The following is a 17,366-nucleotide window of genomic DNA, read 5'->3' as shown; positions in this document are numbered from 1 at the left end:
CCAACCTGCGGGGCCCCTGAGGCTTCCGCTCATCCCGAATCTCGAAGTCCATCGCATCCCCTGAGCTGGGGTGTTGCGACGACCACTAGAACGGAAGTTCGCGGTGGGGCCCTTCGTCGTGCGTGGTTGCACTTTTGGTTGCGCTTACGCCCGGCATTCAGAACATTTCACCGAACAGTCAGGCGCGCGCTTCCACACACAAGCCGCCAACGCCTGCTGGGAGGAACCTCTCTGATGCGGCACTCGCCGGCCATGGAGGTACGCCATTCTGGAAACCCGGCGCCGAGCCTCCCGCCCGACTGCGACTCCCCGGCCTGACGAGGTGCACCCCCATGAAATCCCGATCAACGCTGGCGACATGGCTGAGCAGCCTCGACGGCTCTCGTCTGGCACGCGTGCTCGAAGCACGGAAGGACGCCATGTCCCCTCCGGGGCCGCGCTCGGTGGGGGAACTGGCGGACCGTCTTCAGCGCCCCGGATCGGTGGCACTGGCCCTGCCACGGCTCGTGCTGCCACACCTCCAGGTGGCCGAGGCGCTGGCGGCGCTGGGTGCGCCCACGTCGCGCGATGCCCTGGCAGAGCTGCTGGGGGCGACGGACGACGAAACCACCCGCGAACTGGACGTCGTACTGGAAGTGCTGGCCGATCAGGCTCTGGTCTGGCCGGACGGCGCGGGGAAACTCCGCATGGCCGGACCACTGCGCCAGGCATGGGACGCGCCCTTGGGACTGGATGCGCCGCTGGAGCGGCTGCTCGCGGGCGCGACCTCCGAGGACCTGCGCGGCATGCTGGCTGCCCTGGGCATCAAGCCGCCGGGCACCAAGCCGCAGCGTCTGGCCGCACTGGTGGCACATCACAGCAACCCGGAACAGGTCGTCCGACTGGTCTCGAAAGCTCCTGCGGCAGTTCGGAAGCTGCTCGAACGCCGCGCGGAGGGCACGCCAGGGCAGCCGCAGTCCATCGTGTTCGGCGCTCCCGGCCCCGGCCTCGAACCGGGCGCCCGGTGGGCACTGGAGCGGGGACTCCTGATCCAGGATCGTCACGCCTACGGTCCGGCCCGTATGCCGGCCGAGGTGACGCTCTCGCTGCGCGGACCCGGCTGGCACGCTCCGTTCGCACCACTCCCGCCTTCCGTGCGATCGGCGTCCGTCACCCCGGCCGAGGTGGACCACGAGGCGTCGGCCGCGGCCACGGCGTTCGCGTCCCGTGCCGTCTCGGTCCTGTCGGCCTGCTCGGGCACCGCGCCGACCCGACTGAAGTCCGGCGGGATCGGGGCGCGTGAACTGGCCCGCATCGGCAAGGCCGCGCAGGCCGACGACGCCGTCGTACGCCTTGTCCTTGAGACGGCGTACGCCGCCGGACTCCTGGGCCGGGACGGCGATCGCGTGGCGCCCACCGAGGCGTACGACGCCTGGGCGGAGCTGGAACCCCCGGAGCAGTTCGCGGTACTGCTCCAGGCATGGCGGAACCTGCCGCTCACCCCGACCGAGTCGCGCGATGAGGACAACAAGGCGCTACCCGCTCTCGCGGGAGCACCACCCTGCAATGGCTGCGTGCAGTCTCGCCACGGGCTCTTGGACGCAGCCGGACAGCTTCCGGCAGGGCAGGGCGCAACGGTCACCTCGGGTCTGGGGCCCCTGGTCACCTGGCACCGCCCGCTCGCCCACTCATCGCCCCTGGACGGGACACCGTTCGCCACCGTGATCCGTGAGGCCGAAATTCTCGGCGTACTCGCTCGCGGCGCTCTGTCCGCCTTCGGTATCCATCTGCGGACCGGCGACACGGAGGCGCTGGGCATGGAGTGCCGACGGCTGCTGCCCTCGGCCACCGCGACGGCACGGATCGGCGCCGATCTCACCGCCGTCGTCACCGGCACGCCGTCCGCGCGACTGGCCTCGCTCCTGAACTCCGTCGCCGACCGTGAGACCAGCGGCACGGCATCGGTGTGGCGGTTCAGCGCCGGCAGCATCCGCCGGGCACTGGACGCCGGCCGTGTCTGCGACGACATCACGGCCGACCTGGCCGCTGTCGCCGCCGGGCCGCTGCCGCAGCCGCTGTCCTACCTGATCGCCGACACCGCACGCGGCCACGGCCGCGTGCGCGTCGCCCCCGCCGCCTGCGTCATCCACGGCGACGAACCCGCTCTCCTGGCCGAACTCGCCGCCCACCGCAAGCTCGCCAAGCTCGGGCTCCAGCAGTTGGCGCCCACGGTGCTGATCAGCCGCAGCCCGCTCGACACGACCCTCGCCACGCTCCGGGCCGAGGGATACGCCCCCGTCGCCGAGACGGCCGAGGGCACGGTACGGGTCGAGAAGCCCCGACCTCAGCGGGCCGCCGCGCCGGTGCCGGCTCCGCGCGGCGCCGGCGCGAGGGACAGTGGCCGGATCGCTGCCACAGGCACGGCGAAGAAACCCGCCCCAGTCGACCCGAACACCTTGGCGGCCCAGTTGCTGGCCGCACCACCGACGACTCCGGAACCCGCGCCGTTCGACGGAGGACCGCCCTTCGCCACGGACACCGAGGAGATCGTCGCAGGGTGGGCGAAACACCTGCCGTACAGCGACGTCCGCCAGCTCGCCCACGCCATCGACGCCGACGCACCCATCATCGTCGACTACGTCGCCACCTCGGGGAACCGGACAGTACGCACCCTCAGCCGCCTCGAGCTCGACCCGCCCTACCTCGAAGCCTGGTGCCACCTGCGAGAGGACAAACGCGTTTTCACCCTGTCCCGCATCCACGGCGTCATGAGCCCCGTGCCCGAATAGAGAGAGTCGGCAACCAGGATCGGTATCAATAGGGATAGTATCTCTGGCGATACTATCCCTACCGGGAGGCTTGCCATGCGTCGTTTCATCGGACGGGATCGCGAGCTGAACGTGCTCGGCACCGCCTTGCAGGCGGTCCGCGATGCCGTCGGGTCGGCGAAACCGGGGCAATGCGTCCTCATGCGGGGAAGACGGCGGGTCGGCAAGTCCAGCCTCGTCGAGGAGTTCCTCCGGCGTACCGAGACGCCGTACCTCTTCTTCACCGCTGCGGGCGGCACGGCACAGGACGAACTGACGGAGCTGCTCGACGCCGTCGCCAGATGCAACCTGCCGGAGCGGGAACTGTTCTCCGAGGAGACCCCGGCGCAGTGGAACGCGGCCTTGAGGCTGCTCGCGGAGATGCTTCCCGACGACCGCCCGAGCGTGGTGGTCATCGATGAGGTTCCGTATCTCATGGACCGCATCGACGCCTTCGAGGGCATGCTCCAGCGGGCATGGGACCGGCTGCTCAGCCGAAAGCCGGTACTTCTCCTCCTCGTCGGGTCCGATCTGTCGATGATGGAGGCGCTGAACAGCTACGACCGCCCCTTTCACCAGCGGGGGCGGGAAATGATCGTCGGGCCCCTCAACCCCGCCGACATCGGCGAGATGCTCGCCCTGTCGCCGGCGGCCGCGTTCGACGCCGCGCTGGTCACGGGGGGTCTTCCCCTGATCTGCGCGGAGTGGCGGGCCGGGGCCGACGTCTGGGAGTTCCTCCGCGACTCGCTGGACAACCCCATCTCGGCCCTGCTGGTCTCCGCCGAACGCTCCTTGGCCGCGGAGTTTCCACCACAGGCGATGAGCAGGGAGGTACTGCGGGCCATCGGATCCGGGGAGCGGACCTTCACCAACATCGCGCGCGCGGCCGGCGGTATCGCCCACACCACTCTCACCCGAGCCACAGACGTGCTGACCGAGAAACGGGTCGTGGCCGCCGAACTCCCCCTCTCCCTGAGGCCGTCGAAGGAACGCCGCTACCGGGTGGCAGACCCCTACCTGCGTTTCTGGCTCGCGTTTCTGGATCCGCACATGGCGGAGATCGAACGGATGCGGGGGGATCTCACGCTGAGCCGCATCCAGGAGCAGTGGACGAGCTGGCGGGGCCGCGCTGTCGAGCCCCTGGTGCGGGAATCCCTCGCCCGTCTCCTGCCGGACGGGCCCCTGCCTGCCGCCCCGGCGATCGGCGGGTACTGGACCCGCAGCAACGACATCGAAATCGACTTGGTGGGCGCCGACCGGCAGCCGGTGGCCAAGCAGTTGCTCTTCCTCGGCTCGGTCAAGTGGCTGGAGAACTCCGCGTTCGACAGCCACGACCTGGCCGCACTGCAGAAGCACCGGGCAGCGATCACCGACGAGCCGGTACCGCTCGTCGCGGTCTCCCGCAACGGAGTCGGTTGTTCCGGCCTCCAGGCCGTGTACGGTCCCCAAGAACTGCTCGGCGCCTGGCTCAGGACGTGAGCGGGAACTGGACCCGGCGGGCCCGGCGCTCGTCATCGAGGCCGCACGGCTGGGGAGCGAGCCGACCGAGTGGAGCGGCTGCTCGTCCCGCGCGCCGAGACCGAGACCCTGCTCGCCTGTGCCGCGGCGCCTGCGCCTGGCTCCCGCTGCGGAGGCTGCGTCCAACTGCGCCTGGGCCTCGACATCCGCTGGTACCCCTGCCTCCGAGAGGACGACGGCGCATGGTGGCCCGCGGCACCAGCCAACAGTGACCCGGTCACCGCGCTCACCGCGGCCCGGTCGCAGAACGGCGGTTGAAGAGGCGATTCCCCACCGACCGGAGGCCACGGGCAGAAGCTGGACACACACACTGCCCCGCTTCCCTGGTTGCACTTCTGGCTGGGTCACCGGCGTACAGCGCCGTTCAGAAGCTCCGCCCGCACCCGCTGCACCGCAGGTCAGCACGTTCGTCCGGTGTCGTCCGGCGTCTGCGCCCGCGCCTGCTCCGCGCACCGCTCCGCCAGCGAGGCGAGTTCGGCCAGGAAGGCCTCAGCCAGGAGGGCCGCGTCCTGGCTGCCCGAGTTGGTGGCGACGCTCAGGGTGTGGCCCTGGGCGCAGCCGCCCAGGGCGAAGGTGGCCGTGCCGGCCGGGGGCACCATGGGGACGATGTTCAGGCTGCGCAGCGGTCGTCCGGCCAGGGTGGGCGCCTGTTCGCGCAGGTGGACGTAGGAGCAGGCGGCCGGCGCGTAGGCGGGGGCGAAGATCTTGCCGCCGGCCAGCGCCATGGTCGCGCCGGGAAGTGCCGCGAGCGTGCCCTCGACGAGTCTCTCCGAGGTGCTCCGGGTCCGGGTGACGGTCGTCAGCAGGCCGGTGCAGGCGGTCAGCCGCGCCGCCGGGTCGGCCAGCGTCACCGGCGCGGGGACCCGCACGTTGGCGAACGCGTTGCCCAGGAACTCCCCGCAGTCGTCGGGGCGTTCGTCGACCGGAACCGACAGCCAGACCGGCCGGGGGGCGGATCCGGGGGCGGCGTCGGAGTCGGTGTCGCGGTCGCGGAGCCGGGAGCGCAGGACTCCGGAGACCGCCGCCAGGAACACCTCGTTGGTGGTCGCCTTGCGCGCCGGCGCGGCTTCCCGCGCCGCCCGCAGAACGTCGGCGCGCAGCGCGACGAGCGCGTAGGCCGGCTCCCGTGCGCCCTGGTGCGGCAGGGGCACGGCGCGTCCCGCGGTCAGCAGCCCGGGCGGGCCGCCCGCCGCCGCGGCGGGGCGCGCCGTCCGCCGCCGGGGGCCGGGCACCGCCAGGGAGGCGGCGCCGTCCAGTGGGCGGCCGTCGTCGAAGAGAGCGCGCAGCAGGGTCGTCAGGGAGCGACCGTCGAGCAGGCTGTGGTGCATCCGGAACAGCAGGGAGAACTCGCCCCGCGTCGAGCCCCGCAGGAGGTGCAGTCCCCACGGCGGACGGCCCGCGGGGAAGGGGGTGTGAAACCACTGCCGCACCGCGTCCCGGAGAGTGCCGTCGACGCCGTCGACCTGTCCCGCCGGCTCGTGGCCGTCCGCGCGGGCCCAGCGGTGCCGGCCGGTCCACCAGGCCAGGCCCGGCCGGGCGCCCGGGGCGACCAGGGTCTGGGTGAGACGCGGCACCGCCTTCCACCGCTCCTCCACCAGCGCCCGCAGCTCGTCCAGCGCGGGCGGCGCGCCCGTGAAGTCCAGCGCGATACCGGCGTGGGGCGGGCCGAACGGCCAGCGGGCCATCCCCTCTTCCAGCAAGGGCAGATGCGATCCGGGCATGAGACTGCTCCTGTCGTGGGCCGTCCTTGTCATGGGCCGGTCCTGTCATGGGCCGTCCCTGTCATGGCCCGGTCCTTTCGTGGACCGGCCGCCGGCGGACGACGTCCTGTACCCCCAACGGCCGATCGGACCGGCGGTCACGTGGCACGCCTCCCGCGGGGTGTCAACGCGCGGGCGCGCAGGCTCCCTGATGGGGTGACACTGCAGCAGGTTTGCGGTCGGGAGCGGTGTCGGAGCGCCTTTAATCGGGACTCCGCGTCCGCGTTCGCGTTCGCGTCGGAACGCCCCGTCACCCGTCCTCGGTCCCCGCCCGTCCTCGCCCCCATCCCCCCCCGGCCCCCATCCCCATCCGCCCCCGGTCCCCGCCCGTCCTCGGTCCCCGCACCGGCTCCGCGCCGGACAGGAGTTACGTGTCGTGCCTGGTACCCGTGCGCATCCCGCGCACATCGCCGTGTTCAACGTCCCGATGCACGGACACGTGAATCCCACGCTGGGGGTCGTCGAGGAGCTCGTACGACGGGGGCATCGGGTCACCTACGCCATCACCGAGGACTTCGTGCACCAGGTGAAGGCGGCCGGCGCCGAGCCGGTGTTCTACCCGGACACGGGGGACGGTTCGGAGGCGCCGGAGGAGATGGGCGAGGGCTTCGCCCGGGTCGTCCGGCTGGCGCTGGCCGGCCTGCCCGCGCTGACCAGGGCGTACGACGGGGACCGGCCCGATCTGGTGCTGTGCGACGTGTACGGCTTGGCGGGTCTGCTGCTGGCGGCCCGCTGGCAGGCGCCCACGGTGGTGGCGTCTCCCACCCACCTCGCCTACGACGGCATCGTCCCCGAGTTCTTCGGCGTGCCCGGGCTCCCCCAGGTGCCGGGCTTCGCGGAACTCGTGGCCGGTTTCGCCGAACACGGGGTGGACAGCGCGCGGATCCAGGATCTCGTGCGGCCGGAGCACGCCGTCGCGTTCTTCCCCCGCGCCTTCCAGCGCAGGTCGGACACGGTCATGGCGCGGCACGTCGCCTATGCCGGGCCGGCCCTCGGGGACCGTTCCTACCAGGGCTCCTGGCAGCCCCCGCGGCAGGACCGGCCGGTGCTGCTGGTGTCGCTGGGCTCCCAGTTCAACCGGCGGCCCCAGTTCTACCGGGCCTGCGTCGAGGCCTTCGCCGAGCTGCCCTGGCATGTGGTGATGTCCGTCGGTTCCGCCGTCCCTCCGGACGGGCTGGGGTCGCTTCCCGACAGCGTCGAGGTGCATCCGCACGTGCCCCAGCTGGCCGTGCTCGCGCAGGCGGACGCCTTCGTCACGCACGCCGGGATGGGCGGCACGATGGAGGCGCTGCACCACGGCGTTCCGCTGGTGGCGGTCCCGCAGATGGCCGAGCAGCGGATCAACGCCGCGCAGATCGAGCGCCTGCGGCTCGGCGTCCATCTGCCGCGCGAGACCGTCACTCCGGAGGCGCTGCGCGAGGCCGTGCTGCGGGTCTCGTCCGACCGGGGCATCCGCGCCGCCGTGGCGGACATGCGCCGGGAGATCGCGGCGGCGGGAGGGGCGGGCGCCGCCGCGGACCTGATCGAGCGGGCCCTGTCGGCCCGCAGCCCTTCTCTAGGAGTCACGTCTTGACCCACGCCCTGGCGGCCGACGTCCGCCGCACGACCACCGCGGCGGACTGCCGGCCGCACCTGTATCTGCGCCAGGTCCGCATGAGCGACCTGGACTCCATGAACCATGTGAACAACGTCCGGCTGCTGGAGATGATCCAGGACGCCCACATCGACATGTTCTATCTGCGCCCCGGGCTGCCCGGCCAGGAGATCCGGCCCCGGTTCGTCTACGCACGCCACGAACTCGACTACTCGGAGCCTCTGACGCTGCAGCCGGAGCCCGTCACCGTCACCACCACGATCGGCGACCTGCGCCGCTCGTCCTTCCGCGTCACCAGCCGGGTCACCCGCGACGCCCGGGTGTTCTGCACCTGTGTGAGCACGGCCGTCGCCTACGACCCGGACGCACGCTGCTCCCGCCGTCTGGAGGAGGCGGAACTCGCGCTGGCCGCCCGGCACGCGACGCCCGAGGCGGGACGCTGAGTTCGGACGGGACGCTGAGCCCCGGCCGCCCCCTGTCCTTCCCGGCCGGCGCGTGTGTGCGGGCGGGTCGGCGGGTCGGCACGCCGCCGGGTCGGCTCAGCGTTCGATCCGGACCGGCTTCGACTCGCTCACCTGGTCGATGTCCGACACCCGGATCGTCACCTTCATCTCCCACTCGCCCGGCATGGGCAGGTTCACTGCGTCGGCGCCCCAGTAGCCGCCGCGGTTGGCGATCCTGGAGTCGAGAGGGCCGAGGTCCCGGTCGGGAAGGCTGAAGGAGATGCGCAGTTCGGGGACGCTGACGAAGCCGCCGTCGGGGCCGTAGACCACGGCCTGGAGCTTGTTGCCGCCGACCCGGCCCGGGTCCAGGGTGACCTGCACCTTGCCGCGCAGTTCGCCGGTCTCCGGGGAGCCGAGGGAGAAGGGGACGTCGGTCACGGAGGCCACGGGCAGCCCGGCCGACTGCTCGGACGCCGCCGCCTCGGCCGCCGCCCGGCCCGGGAGAGTGCCGCTCAGCACGGTCGTCAGGACGAGGACGACGACCGAGACCGCGACCTCGGCCAGCACGGAGCGGCGCAACGACCGACGCCTGTCCTCACCGGCCGGGGCGAGCGGCCGGGGCTCGTGGTGAGACCGCTCGGGAGCGGCGGGCTCCTCGGTCCGGGGGTCCTCGGCCTGCGGGACACCGGACGACGGTGAGTCGTCCGACGGCCGGTGCGACGACGAGCCGCCCACCGGCTCCGGCACCCGGACCTCCTTCCTGAGCGCCACGGTCGCCCCCGCCGCCACGGTCGCCCCTGCCGCAACGCCGGTCTCGGCCGCCCCGGCCGCCACCCCGGCCTCGGTCTCCCCCGCCGTCGTGGCCGTGGCGCCCGTGGTCTTCGCCGTCGTCGTCCGCGCGGCGCCGTGCACCGTCCGGCGTGACCACGCCCCCGCCAGCAGCAGCAGCGCCACGGCGGCGAGCTTGGCCAGCAGCACCCGCCCGTACGTGGTGTCCGTCAGGGCGGACACCGAGCCGAGGCCGCGCCAGGACTGGTAGACGCCGGTCACCACCAGGACCGTCACCGACAGGGCCGCGAGCCGCGAGAAGCGGTTGACCACGTGCGAGGGGACCGACGCGCGGTGGAGCAGGGTGAGCAGGGCCGTCAGGCCGCCCAGCCAGGCGGCCATCGCGAGCAGGTGCAGCACCGAGGAGGTCATCGCCGCAGGGACCTGGATGCCGGCCGACGCGTGCTCGGCGGCCGCCCAGGTCAGGGTCAGGCCGACCGCCAGCGCGGCGCCGGTCAGCAGGGCCGGACGGGACGGCCGCCCGCCGTCGCGTTCCCTCAGCAGCCCCCGCTGCCGCCGGAGGAGGACCGCGACCGCCGCCAGCAGGGCGAGGCGTGTGACCAGGGCCAGGCCCGGGCGGGTGCCCAGGGTGCGGGTGAGACCCGAGGGGTCGAGGGCTTCGGCCGGGCCGGCGCCGGTCTCGTAGGGGGCGCGCAGCAGGAGCAGGAACACCGTCGATCCGACGAGCGCCCACCAGCCGGCGGACAGAAGCCGGCGCAGCGGCCGGATGTCGGGCGGACCGCAGACGGCGACGAAGACGGCCGTTCCCACGAGGAGGGCCGCGGCGAGGTAGGCGACGTAGCGGCCGATGTTGAACAGGCCGCTGGTGGCCGGGTCCTCGACGGAGGCGCTGGGCAGGGTGGGCGGGACGGCGGAGGGCCTGCCGACGGAGAAGGTGAACGCGCCGGCGATCGGGTGGCTGTCCGCCGACACGACCCGCCAGGCCACCGTGTACGTGCCGGTGCCGAGGTTGCCGGGCAGGGTCACCCGCGCGGTGTCGGCGCGGCCGTCCACGTGCTCGGGCCTGCCCGTGCGCACCCGCTGGTTGTCGGGGTCGAAGACGCGGAAGGAGTCGTCCAGCAGGGCCACGGACTCGGTGAAGGCGAGGGTCATGGAGCGGGGGGCCGTCTTGACGACGCTTCCGTCGACGGGGTCGGCGCCGCGCAGGGCCGCGTGCGCGGAGGCCGGTCCGCCGCCGAGGAGGAGCAGGACCAGCACGGAGCCCAGCAGCACCAGTCCCCGAAGCCGCCGTCGGCCGTCGCCTCGGCGGCCACCGCCATGACGGCCGTCGCCGTGGCCCTCACCGTGGCGGTCACCGCCATGACGGCCGTCGCCGTGGCGGTCATGGCGGTGGCCGCCGTCACCCTCGCGACCGTCGCCTTGGGACCCGCCGCACTGTCGTCCGTCCTCGTGGCTTTCGCTCACGTCACCGCTCCGCCTTGCTCGAGGCCTGCTCGGAACTCGTGATCCGAGACTCGCGTGCTCGCCGGTACGTACGCATGCACAGGGCATCCGGTTCACCGGGCCGGCCTCCTCCCGGCCGATGCCGGACCCACGGCGCTGTCCGCGCCGACGCCGAGCGGCCCCCGGCCCGTGGCCGCGCCGGGGGCCGCTCGGGGGCCGTGTCGGGGGCTGCACCGGGAGCCGTCACGCGGGGGCCGTCGCCGTGGAGCCGTCACGCGGGGAAGACGGTCTCCCGGCGCAGGAAAGCGAGTTGGGCCCTCTTCTCCGGCAGGTACACGTCGGGCAGGTCGACCTCGGGGAGCGTGGCGACCGGGCCCGCCTCGAAGCCCTGCCGCAGGAAGCGGGCGACCGCCTTGGTGTTGCGCACGTCGGGGTCCACCACGACGCGCCGCCGGTCCAGGCCGAGCAGCACATAGGAGGCGAACACGCCCATCAGCGCCGCCGACCAGCCGGGCCGCGCGCCCCCCTCGTCGGCCGGTGCGAGGAGCACGTGGACGCCGATGTCGCCGGTCTCCACGTCGTAGACCTCGCCGACCCGGTCCGCGGTGGGCTCGTAGGTCTGCAGCAGGGCGACCGGGACGCCGTCCAGCTCGGCCAGGAAGGCATGGTGGGTGTCCAGTGCGTCCAGGTGGGCGTACGTCTCGGCGACCTGGTCGCGCGTCAGTCCCGTCATGCCCCAGAACGCGGCCCGCTCCTCGCTCACCCACGCGTGGACGGTCGCCGCGTCCTCCTCGGGGTCGAGGGGGCGCAGACCTACGGCGCCGAACCCCTCGACGGTCTGCTCGTGGACGTACGCGTGTGCGGGCGCATGACGGTCATCCATGGTCGCTCTCCTTCGTCAGCAGTGCCCAGTCGGTGACGACCGGGGCCAGCTCGCCCTCGAGCCACAGAGGGAGCTGGTCGTGGTGGTGGGGGTGGCCGGGGAGGCCGGACGCGCCGAAGGGGACGACCCACAGGCTGTCCTCGCGGCGGGCCAGGTCCCACACGTAGCGGGCGGCGGGGCCGCGCGCGGCGAGGTCGGTCCAGCCGGGCACGGCCGACGTGCACAGCACGCAGTCGTGGTCGCCGTCGAGAGCCGGGGCCTCGGGGACCGGGGCGTCGGGGGCCTCGCCCGAGGGGTCGGGCAGGGCCCGCCAGGGGGCGAGGCGGTGGGTGTCGCCCCAGCGGGCGTCCGGCTGTGCGGCGAACGTCTCGGCGGTCTCCTCCACGGCCTCGCGCAGGAGCCGCTGCCGGTCGATTCCGTACAACTCCCTTGCGCGCAGCAGGTGTTCCAGGGCGAAGCCGACGCGCGGAAGCAGGGCCAGCCAGGGCAGGAAGACCTCCGGGTAGGCGGGCGGGGTGGTCAGGCCCGCGAAGGCCGGGTGGGCGGCGAGGCGGCGGACGAGGGCGCTGCGCAGGGTCGCGAAGCGGGCCGCGTCCCGGCTGTCGGCGTCCATGCGGCGGTCCCAGCGCAGGAGCCGTTCGCGCAGGTCGGCGGCCGGTCCGGTCAGCCCTTCGAGGGCGGAGAGACGGTCCAACAGGGGTGCGGCGGAGGCGAGATACGTGTCCGTGTGGAGCGCCGGCATGTCGGACGCGGACCATCGCCGGCGCTGCGCCAGCAGGGCGCGGATGCGGTCGGCGCGGTGCGGCGCGGCGAACTCGACGCCCAACTCAGTTGCGACGCCTCGCTGGTTGGCCATCACGGCGACGCCGTCGGTCAGTCCCGCGCGGGGCATCTCGTGCCAGCCGGTCCACTCGTGACCGGGCTCCCAGGCGGGGGCGAGCCGCGCGCCGTTGGACTCCGCGCGCAGCGGCACCCGGCCCGCGACCCGGTGCAGCAGGCCGCCCTCGACGTCGGCCGCCTGGACGACGTCGACCGGCTCGGCCCAGAGGTCGAAGGCGCGGTCCACGTCGGCGACCCGGCGGGCCCGGAGCAGGGGCAGCAGCGCCTGGAAACCCAGGTCGGCGGTGACGCGGGGCGGATAACGCAGGGCGAGGGCGAGCGGGGCGCCGTCGACGAGGCCCTCGCTGTCACCGAGAGACTCGCCGTCACCGAGAACCTCACCATCGACCAGGCGCTCGCCGTCGCCGAGGCCCTCGGGGCCGCCCGCGATCACCGGCCCCCGCTCGGTCTCCAGCACCTCCACCTCGACGGTGTCCCCGCCCGCGACGCGCACCGGCTCGGTGTGGCGGGCGACCCGCCGCCAGACGCCGTCCGGGCCGAGCGCCTCGACGCCCGTTCCCGTGCGGCGCAGCCGTTCGCGGTAGAGGTCCTGGTAGTCGGCCATGGCGTTGGTGATGGCCCAGGCGACCGTGCCGGTGTGGCCGAAGTGCGCGATGCCCGGGACGCCGGGGACGGCGAGGCCGACGACGTCGAACTCGTCGCAGGCCAGGCGGATCTGCTGGTAGACGCCGGGATCCTCGACGAAGCGGTGCGGGTCGCCGGCGATGACGGCCTGGCCGGTGACCGTGCGGTCCCCGCTCACCAGCCAGCCGTTGCTGCCGGCGGAGCCGGGGCCGTCGGCGGCGAACAGGCCGACCGCCCCGGGGCCGAGCCGGCGGGCGGCCTCCTCGCGCCACAGTTTGGCGGGGAACCCGGCGAACAGGATGTGCGTGGCCAGCCAGACGGCGAGCGGGGTCCAGGGCTCCCAGCGGCCCGGCGCGAGGCCTACGGCCGCGAACTCGGGGGCGTCGGCGGCGGCCAGGCCCTCGTTGACGCCGTCGACGTACGCCCGGACCCAGTCCGCCGTCTCCGGGTCCTGCCTCTCCAGCGCGGAGAAGCAGCGTCTCGCCGTGTCGTCGAGGCGGGCGCGGCGCACGAACACGTCCCAGGACAGGGCGTCGGGGCCGAGGAAGGCGGCCGAGGCGCCACGCGCGCGGTGCCGCTCGACCTCCAGTTGCCAGGCGCGGTCGCGTGCCGTGACCAGCCCCTGGAGACGGGCGAGTGCGAGGGCGCTGTCGGCGCGCAGATGCGGGACGCCCCAGGCGTCGCGGTAGATCTCGGTGGTCACCCTGTGGCCCCTTTGCGCTTTAGGTTAGGCTGCCCTAAGTATTCTGCGGAATCGTACGCGAGGGGCGGGCAGGTCATGGCGCAGGGGCGGGGCTGGGAGGGCGCGGTCCTCCGCATGATGCGGGCGAAGGACTTCACCCTCACCGTCACGGGCACGCAGGACGTCACAGACCGCTACCGCCGGCTGCGCCTCTCCGACGGCGGGCTGCTCGCCGCCACCGGCGTCCATCCGACGATGTGGGTGCGGCTCTGGTTCAAGAACGCGGGCCGGCCGCACCAGCGGGCCTACACCCTGGTCGACCCCGACCCGGCGGCCGGCGCCTTCGGCCTGGAGTTCGCCCTGCACGACGGCGTCGCCAGCGACTGGGCACGGGCGGCGAAGCCCGGCGACACCATCGAAGCGACCGTCCAGGGCACCGGTTTCACGTCCCCCTCCCCGGCCCCCTCCCACGTCCTCGTGATCGGCGACCCGGCCTCGCTGCCCGCCGTCAACTCCCTGCTCGGCGACGGCGAGAGCGCGCTGGGATCCGCCCCGGCGACCGTCTGGTTCGAGAATTCCGCCGAGGACTCGGCCGGTCTGCCCTTCCTGACCGACCCCGCGCGCCACGAGATCCGGCACGTGCCCCGGCGGGACTCCGGCGGCCATCTCGTCGAGCGGGTGAAGGCGGAGCTGCCCGGCCTGCTGCGGGCCACCCCCGACCCGTACGTCTGGATCGCCTGCGACACCGGCACCACCCGGACGCTCTCGGCGTACGTGCGCAAGGAGCTCGGCGTCCCCAAGGAGCGGCTGCACGCGCTCGGGTACTGGCGCGCGAGCTGAGGTCCCAGGCGGGATCATCGACGCATGGACGCCACCCTTCACCTCTCCCAGGACCCCGAGGCGGACGAGCTTCTCGGCCGCTCCCCGCTCGCCGCGCTGGTCGGGATGCTGCTGGACCAGCAGGTTCCGATGGAGTGGGCGTTCAAGGGGCCCCGCACGATCGCCGACCGGCTCGGCGCCGACGACCTGGACGCGCACGACATCGCCGCCCGGGACCCGGACTCCTTCGCCGCGCTCCTCTCCGAGAAGCCGGCCGTGCACCGCTACCCCGGCTCCATGGCCAAGCGCGTCCAGCAGCTGTGCCAGTACCTCGTCGAGCACTACGACGGTGACGCCGGGGCCGTCTGGAAGGACGTCGCCGACGGCAGGGAACTCCTGGGACGCCTGGAGGGGCTGCCCGGCTTCGGCAAGCAGAAGGCGCAGATCTTCCTCGCCCTGCTGGGCAAGCAGCTCGGCGTGCGCCCCACGGGCTGGCGTGAGGCGGCCGGCGCCTACGGCGAACCGGAGTCCTTCCGCTCCGTCGCCGACATCACCGGGCCGGAGTCCCTGACGAAGGTACGGGCCCACAAACAGGAGATGAAGGCAGCGGCGAAGGCCGCGAAACCGGCCAAGGCCAAGAAGAACTGAAGAACTGAAGAACCAGCGAACACCCGAGCGCGGCCCGCCGGCCCGGGGCACTGTCTGAGCGGGGGCCCGCCCGGTTCGGAGTCCGGCGGCCTGGAGCACCGCCCCCGACGGGTGGCCTCCGGCAACCGGACGCTCCCGCCCTCCTCCCCGCGCGCCCGCCCGCGGGTCGCGTGTGCGCCGAACGGGCGTATCCGGGCCCGTCGTGCTGAACCCCGTGCGGGTCGCGGGGAAATGCCTTCCATGGGCACCGCACGCAGTCACTCCCGCAGCCACGGCTGGCTGCGCGTGCTCGTGCTGCTGCTCGCGCTGCTGGCGCCGAGCGCGCCCTCCGAGCTCTCCGCACCGCCGGTCGCCGCCGCCGAGATCGGGGAGTACGACGTCCTCGGCGCGGCGCTGCGGCCCGCCCCCCGCGCCCACCGTCCCGCCGCGCCCCTGGGCTCCACGCCCCGTCCGGCTCCGGCCCCCGCGGCCGCGACGGTCCGGCCGCTCCCCGCCTCGCCGGCCACCTCTCCGTACACCGTGCGCTGCCTGCGCACCGTGGTCCTGCGCTGCTGACGGGCACCGCGCCGAGTCCAGTCAGTACGACGCGAGGAGCACCGTCATGCCCACCGACCCGTACGCGGTCCTGCGCGCCCTGCTGCGCGCGGAGGCCGTCCGCAGCACACCCCCACCGGCACCGCAGACGAAACGGCAGCCCCGTCCCGAACAGCCGCAGGCGAAGCGGGACCGCTGACCGGTCGGCGGGGGCGGGGCCCCGCAGCCGCCGCCTCCGCCGGGCCGATGCCGTCGATGCCGTCGATGCCCTCGATGAATGCCGTCGATGCACTTGATGCCCTCGGCTGCCCCAATTCCCCGGGTCCGGTCGGATCCGTCCGGCGTGGCGCTCGGCGGGGGAAGCCGGTCGCCGACCATTTCTGGCCGACTTCCGCCGCCCTGGCCCGCGCGCCCGGCCGTGCACCGTCCCGGGGGCCGGTCCCGGACAGGTCGCCCTCGACGTCGGCGTGGCCGAACGGCATGCCCTGCGCCGAGAGCTGCCCGGCCGTCAGCCGCAGCGTTCCTGTCCCGCAACTCCCGGTGGCGTCCGCACCCGGCCCGTTCCTGTTCAGTGCCGGAGCCCGCTCCTGTTCAGTGCCGGAAGGGGGGCGCGCGCGGCACACGGACGCCGGGCAGACGCCGCCCCCAGCACAGCGCCCCAGGCGAGGGCAGGGCCCGTGACGCGCGCCCCACGACGAGGTCAGCGGCGCTCGTCGACTCGCCCGCCGACGGGCCGTCGATCCGTTTTACCCCTGTTCATCATGTCTTTTCCAGCGTCGCACTCCGTCTCCATGGCTGCGCCCGGAACGTCTGGACCGGTAGGCTTTCCGTGTGATCTTCAAGCGCATCGGAAACGGCCGGCCGTACCCCGACCACGGCCGGGAAAGCACCCGGCAGTGGGCGGACGTCGCGCCGCGCCCGGTCCGCCTCGATCAGCTGGTGACCACCAAGCAGCAGCTCGACCTGGAAACCCTGCTCGCGGAGGACTCCACCTTCTACGGCGACCTGTTCGCGCACGTCGTGAAATGGCAGGGCGACCTGTATCTGGAGGACGGGCTGCACCGGGCCGTGCGGGCGGCGCTCCAGCAGCGCCAGGTGCTGCACGCGCGCGTGCTGGAGCTGGACTGACGCAGGAGCGGCCCCGCCGTGCCGTCGCACGACCGGATCGACATGGCCTCGTCGGCCGCCCCGTTCGCCCCGCAGCGACCTCGGACTGATCCTTTCGGGTTCTTTCCCCTGCCCCCACCCGGTGTCGGATGATCGTTTATTAGTCACGGCCGCCCGGGCGCACTACGCTGCGCCCATGAGCATGCTGACGCCCCCGGGCATGGGCGGTAAGTACCGGATCACGGGGGACAAGTACCCCCGCATGCGCCCCCACCGGCGACGCGGCAGGCTGGCCGTCGTGGTCGTCGCGTGCGGCGCCGTGCTCGGCGTGGCCGGCTGGGGCGCCCTGCAGCTCATCGACGTCTTCACAGGCGGCGGAGGGACGGCCACGGCCGCCGACGCCTCCTGTTCCCGGAAGACGGCCGGGACGAACAGGACCAAGGCCGGGGCGGTCCCCTCCGCGGCCGCCTCGCCGTCCGCCTCCGCAGCGGGCGTCGGTGCGGGCTCGGTGCCCAAGCCCGCGCAGATCACCGTGAACGTCTTCAACGCCACGACCCGCAGCGGCCTGGCCAAGACCACCGCGGACGAGCTGAAGAAGCGCGGCTTCCGGATCGGCGAGGTGGGCAACGCCGCCAAGCAGTACGACAAGAAGGTCACCGGCGCCGGACTGCTCCTCGGCCCCGCCTCCTCGCTCAACACCTCACTGCCGGTTCTCGCCACCCAGCTGACCGCCGCCGAGCGCCGCACCGACGCGGCCCGTGCGGGCACGGCCGTCGACCTGATCATCGGCAACGGTTTCAAGTCGCTGACCAGCCGTCCGGACGCCGCCAGGGCGCTGACGGCCCTGACCGCGCCGAAGCCGACGCCGTCCACGAAGAAGGGCTGCTGAAGCCCCG

At 73.5% G+C, this 17,366-nt stretch carries 15 protein-coding genes and 1 pseudogene; 11 read left to right on the top strand and 5 right to left on the bottom strand.

Translation table 11 applies throughout. From position 1 onward, the window contains the following. The first annotated feature begins 332 nt into the window (after window positions 1–332). The 3 genes from IE239_RS06690 to IE239_RS06680 all read left to right on the top strand — a co-directional run bounded on the left by IE239_RS06690 (window position 333) and on the right by IE239_RS06680 (window position 4,562). Window positions 333–2,768: a helicase-associated domain-containing protein gene (locus IE239_RS06690; RefSeq protein ID WP_190148303.1), complete on the top strand. Its 2,436-nt coding sequence runs from the start codon at window positions 333–335 to the stop codon at window positions 2,766–2,768. A 75-nt stretch (window positions 2,769–2,843) separates the two neighbouring features. Next, entirely contained in the window at window positions 2,844–4,265 is a 1,422-nt protein-coding gene (locus IE239_RS06685; protein WP_190148302.1) for an ATP-binding protein, read from the top strand. Between the two features lie 69 nt (window positions 4,266–4,334). Beyond that, entirely contained in the window at window positions 4,335–4,562 is a 228-nt protein-coding gene (locus tag IE239_RS06680) for a hypothetical protein (protein ID WP_190148335.1), read from the top strand. Window positions 4,563–4,702: 140 nt separating this feature from the next. Here IE239_RS06680 and IE239_RS06675 read toward each other — a convergent pair whose 3' ends face one another. Then, the gene (locus IE239_RS06675; protein WP_190148301.1) at window positions 4,703–6,025 is read right to left on the bottom strand and encodes a wax ester/triacylglycerol synthase domain-containing protein; all 1,323 of its coding nucleotides are present in this window, start codon (window positions 6,023–6,025) and stop codon (window positions 4,703–4,705) included. Window positions 6,026–6,440: 415 nt separating this feature from the next. On the opposite strand from IE239_RS06675, the gene IE239_RS06670 reads away from it, so the two are divergent. Both IE239_RS06670 and IE239_RS06665 read left to right on the top strand, forming a co-directional pair. Then, on the top strand, window positions 6,441–7,637 hold the full coding sequence (locus IE239_RS06670) for a macrolide family glycosyltransferase (RefSeq protein WP_229877849.1): 1,197 nt from the start codon (window positions 6,441–6,443) through the stop codon (window positions 7,635–7,637). Beyond that, complete coding sequence (locus IE239_RS06665) at window positions 7,634–8,101, top strand: acyl-CoA thioesterase (RefSeq protein WP_190148300.1); 468 nt, start codon at window positions 7,634–7,636, stop codon at window positions 8,099–8,101. The genes IE239_RS06670 and IE239_RS06665 overlap by 4 nt, the downstream gene beginning before the upstream one ends. A gap of 96 nt (window positions 8,102–8,197) precedes the next feature. Here the strand turns inward: IE239_RS06665 and IE239_RS06660 are convergent, their stop codons facing one another. From IE239_RS06660 to IE239_RS06650, 3 genes are all read right to left on the bottom strand, one after another. After that, a complete protein-coding gene (locus IE239_RS06660; protein ID WP_190148333.1) occupies window positions 8,198–10,162 on the bottom strand; it encodes a copper resistance CopC/CopD family protein in 1,965 nt (654 codons plus the stop codon). 442 nt (window positions 10,163–10,604) lie between these two features. Continuing rightward, window positions 10,605–11,216 (bottom strand): GNAT family N-acetyltransferase, encoded by a 612-nt coding sequence (locus IE239_RS06655; RefSeq protein ID WP_190148299.1) that lies wholly within the window; start codon window positions 11,214–11,216, stop codon window positions 10,605–10,607. After that, entirely contained in the window at window positions 11,209–13,383 is a 2,175-nt protein-coding gene (locus IE239_RS06650; RefSeq protein WP_190148298.1) for a penicillin acylase family protein, read from the bottom strand. Before IE239_RS06650 ends, IE239_RS06655 begins: the two co-directional genes overlap by 8 nt. Window positions 13,384–13,458: 75 nt before the next feature. Here IE239_RS06650 and IE239_RS06645 point away from each other — a divergent pair, with 75 nt between their 5' ends. The 4 genes from IE239_RS06645 to IE239_RS42910 all read left to right on the top strand — a co-directional run bounded on the left by IE239_RS06645 (window position 13,459) and on the right by IE239_RS42910 (window position 15,562). Beyond that, the gene (locus IE239_RS06645; protein ID WP_190148297.1) at window positions 13,459–14,202 is read left to right on the top strand and encodes a siderophore-interacting protein; all 744 of its coding nucleotides are present in this window, start codon (window positions 13,459–13,461) and stop codon (window positions 14,200–14,202) included. A gap of 24 nt (window positions 14,203–14,226) precedes the next feature. After that, the gene (locus tag IE239_RS06640) at window positions 14,227–14,829 is read left to right on the top strand and encodes an HhH-GPD-type base excision DNA repair protein (RefSeq protein WP_190148296.1); all 603 of its coding nucleotides are present in this window, start codon (window positions 14,227–14,229) and stop codon (window positions 14,827–14,829) included. Window positions 14,830–15,069: 240 nt separating this feature from the next. Next, window positions 15,070–15,384 (top strand): hypothetical protein, encoded by a 315-nt coding sequence (locus tag IE239_RS06635; protein WP_190148295.1) that lies wholly within the window; start codon window positions 15,070–15,072, stop codon window positions 15,382–15,384. A 46-nt stretch (window positions 15,385–15,430) separates the two neighbouring features. Next, window positions 15,431–15,562 carry a hypothetical protein gene (locus IE239_RS42910; protein WP_268254491.1) on the top strand — a complete coding sequence of 44 codons (132 nt, stop codon included), beginning with the start codon at window positions 15,431–15,433 and terminating at the stop codon, window positions 15,560–15,562. Between the two features lie 169 nt (window positions 15,563–15,731). On the opposite strand, the pseudogene IE239_RS41855 reads toward IE239_RS42910, so the two are convergent. Further along, window positions 15,732–15,986: pseudogene (locus IE239_RS41855) on the bottom strand (helicase HerA-like domain-containing protein); the annotation flags it as partial. 208 nt (window positions 15,987–16,194) lie between these two features. Between IE239_RS41855 and IE239_RS06625 the strand changes: the two are divergent. Next, window positions 16,195–16,491 (top strand): type II toxin-antitoxin system VapB family antitoxin, encoded by a 297-nt coding sequence (locus IE239_RS06625; protein ID WP_004943146.1) that lies wholly within the window; start codon window positions 16,195–16,197, stop codon window positions 16,489–16,491. 199 nt (window positions 16,492–16,690) lie between these two features. After that, complete coding sequence (locus IE239_RS06620) at window positions 16,691–17,359, top strand: LytR C-terminal domain-containing protein (RefSeq protein ID WP_190148331.1); 669 nt, start codon at window positions 16,691–16,693, stop codon at window positions 17,357–17,359. The last annotated feature ends 7 nt before the right edge of the window (window positions 17,360–17,366 follow it).

It is taken from the genome of Streptomyces humidus (genome assembly GCF_014649655.1).
Taxonomy (GTDB): Bacteria; Actinomycetota; Actinomycetes; order Streptomycetales; family Streptomycetaceae; genus Streptomyces; species Streptomyces humidus.
This window is presented reverse-complemented; position numbering and strand designations above follow the sequence as displayed.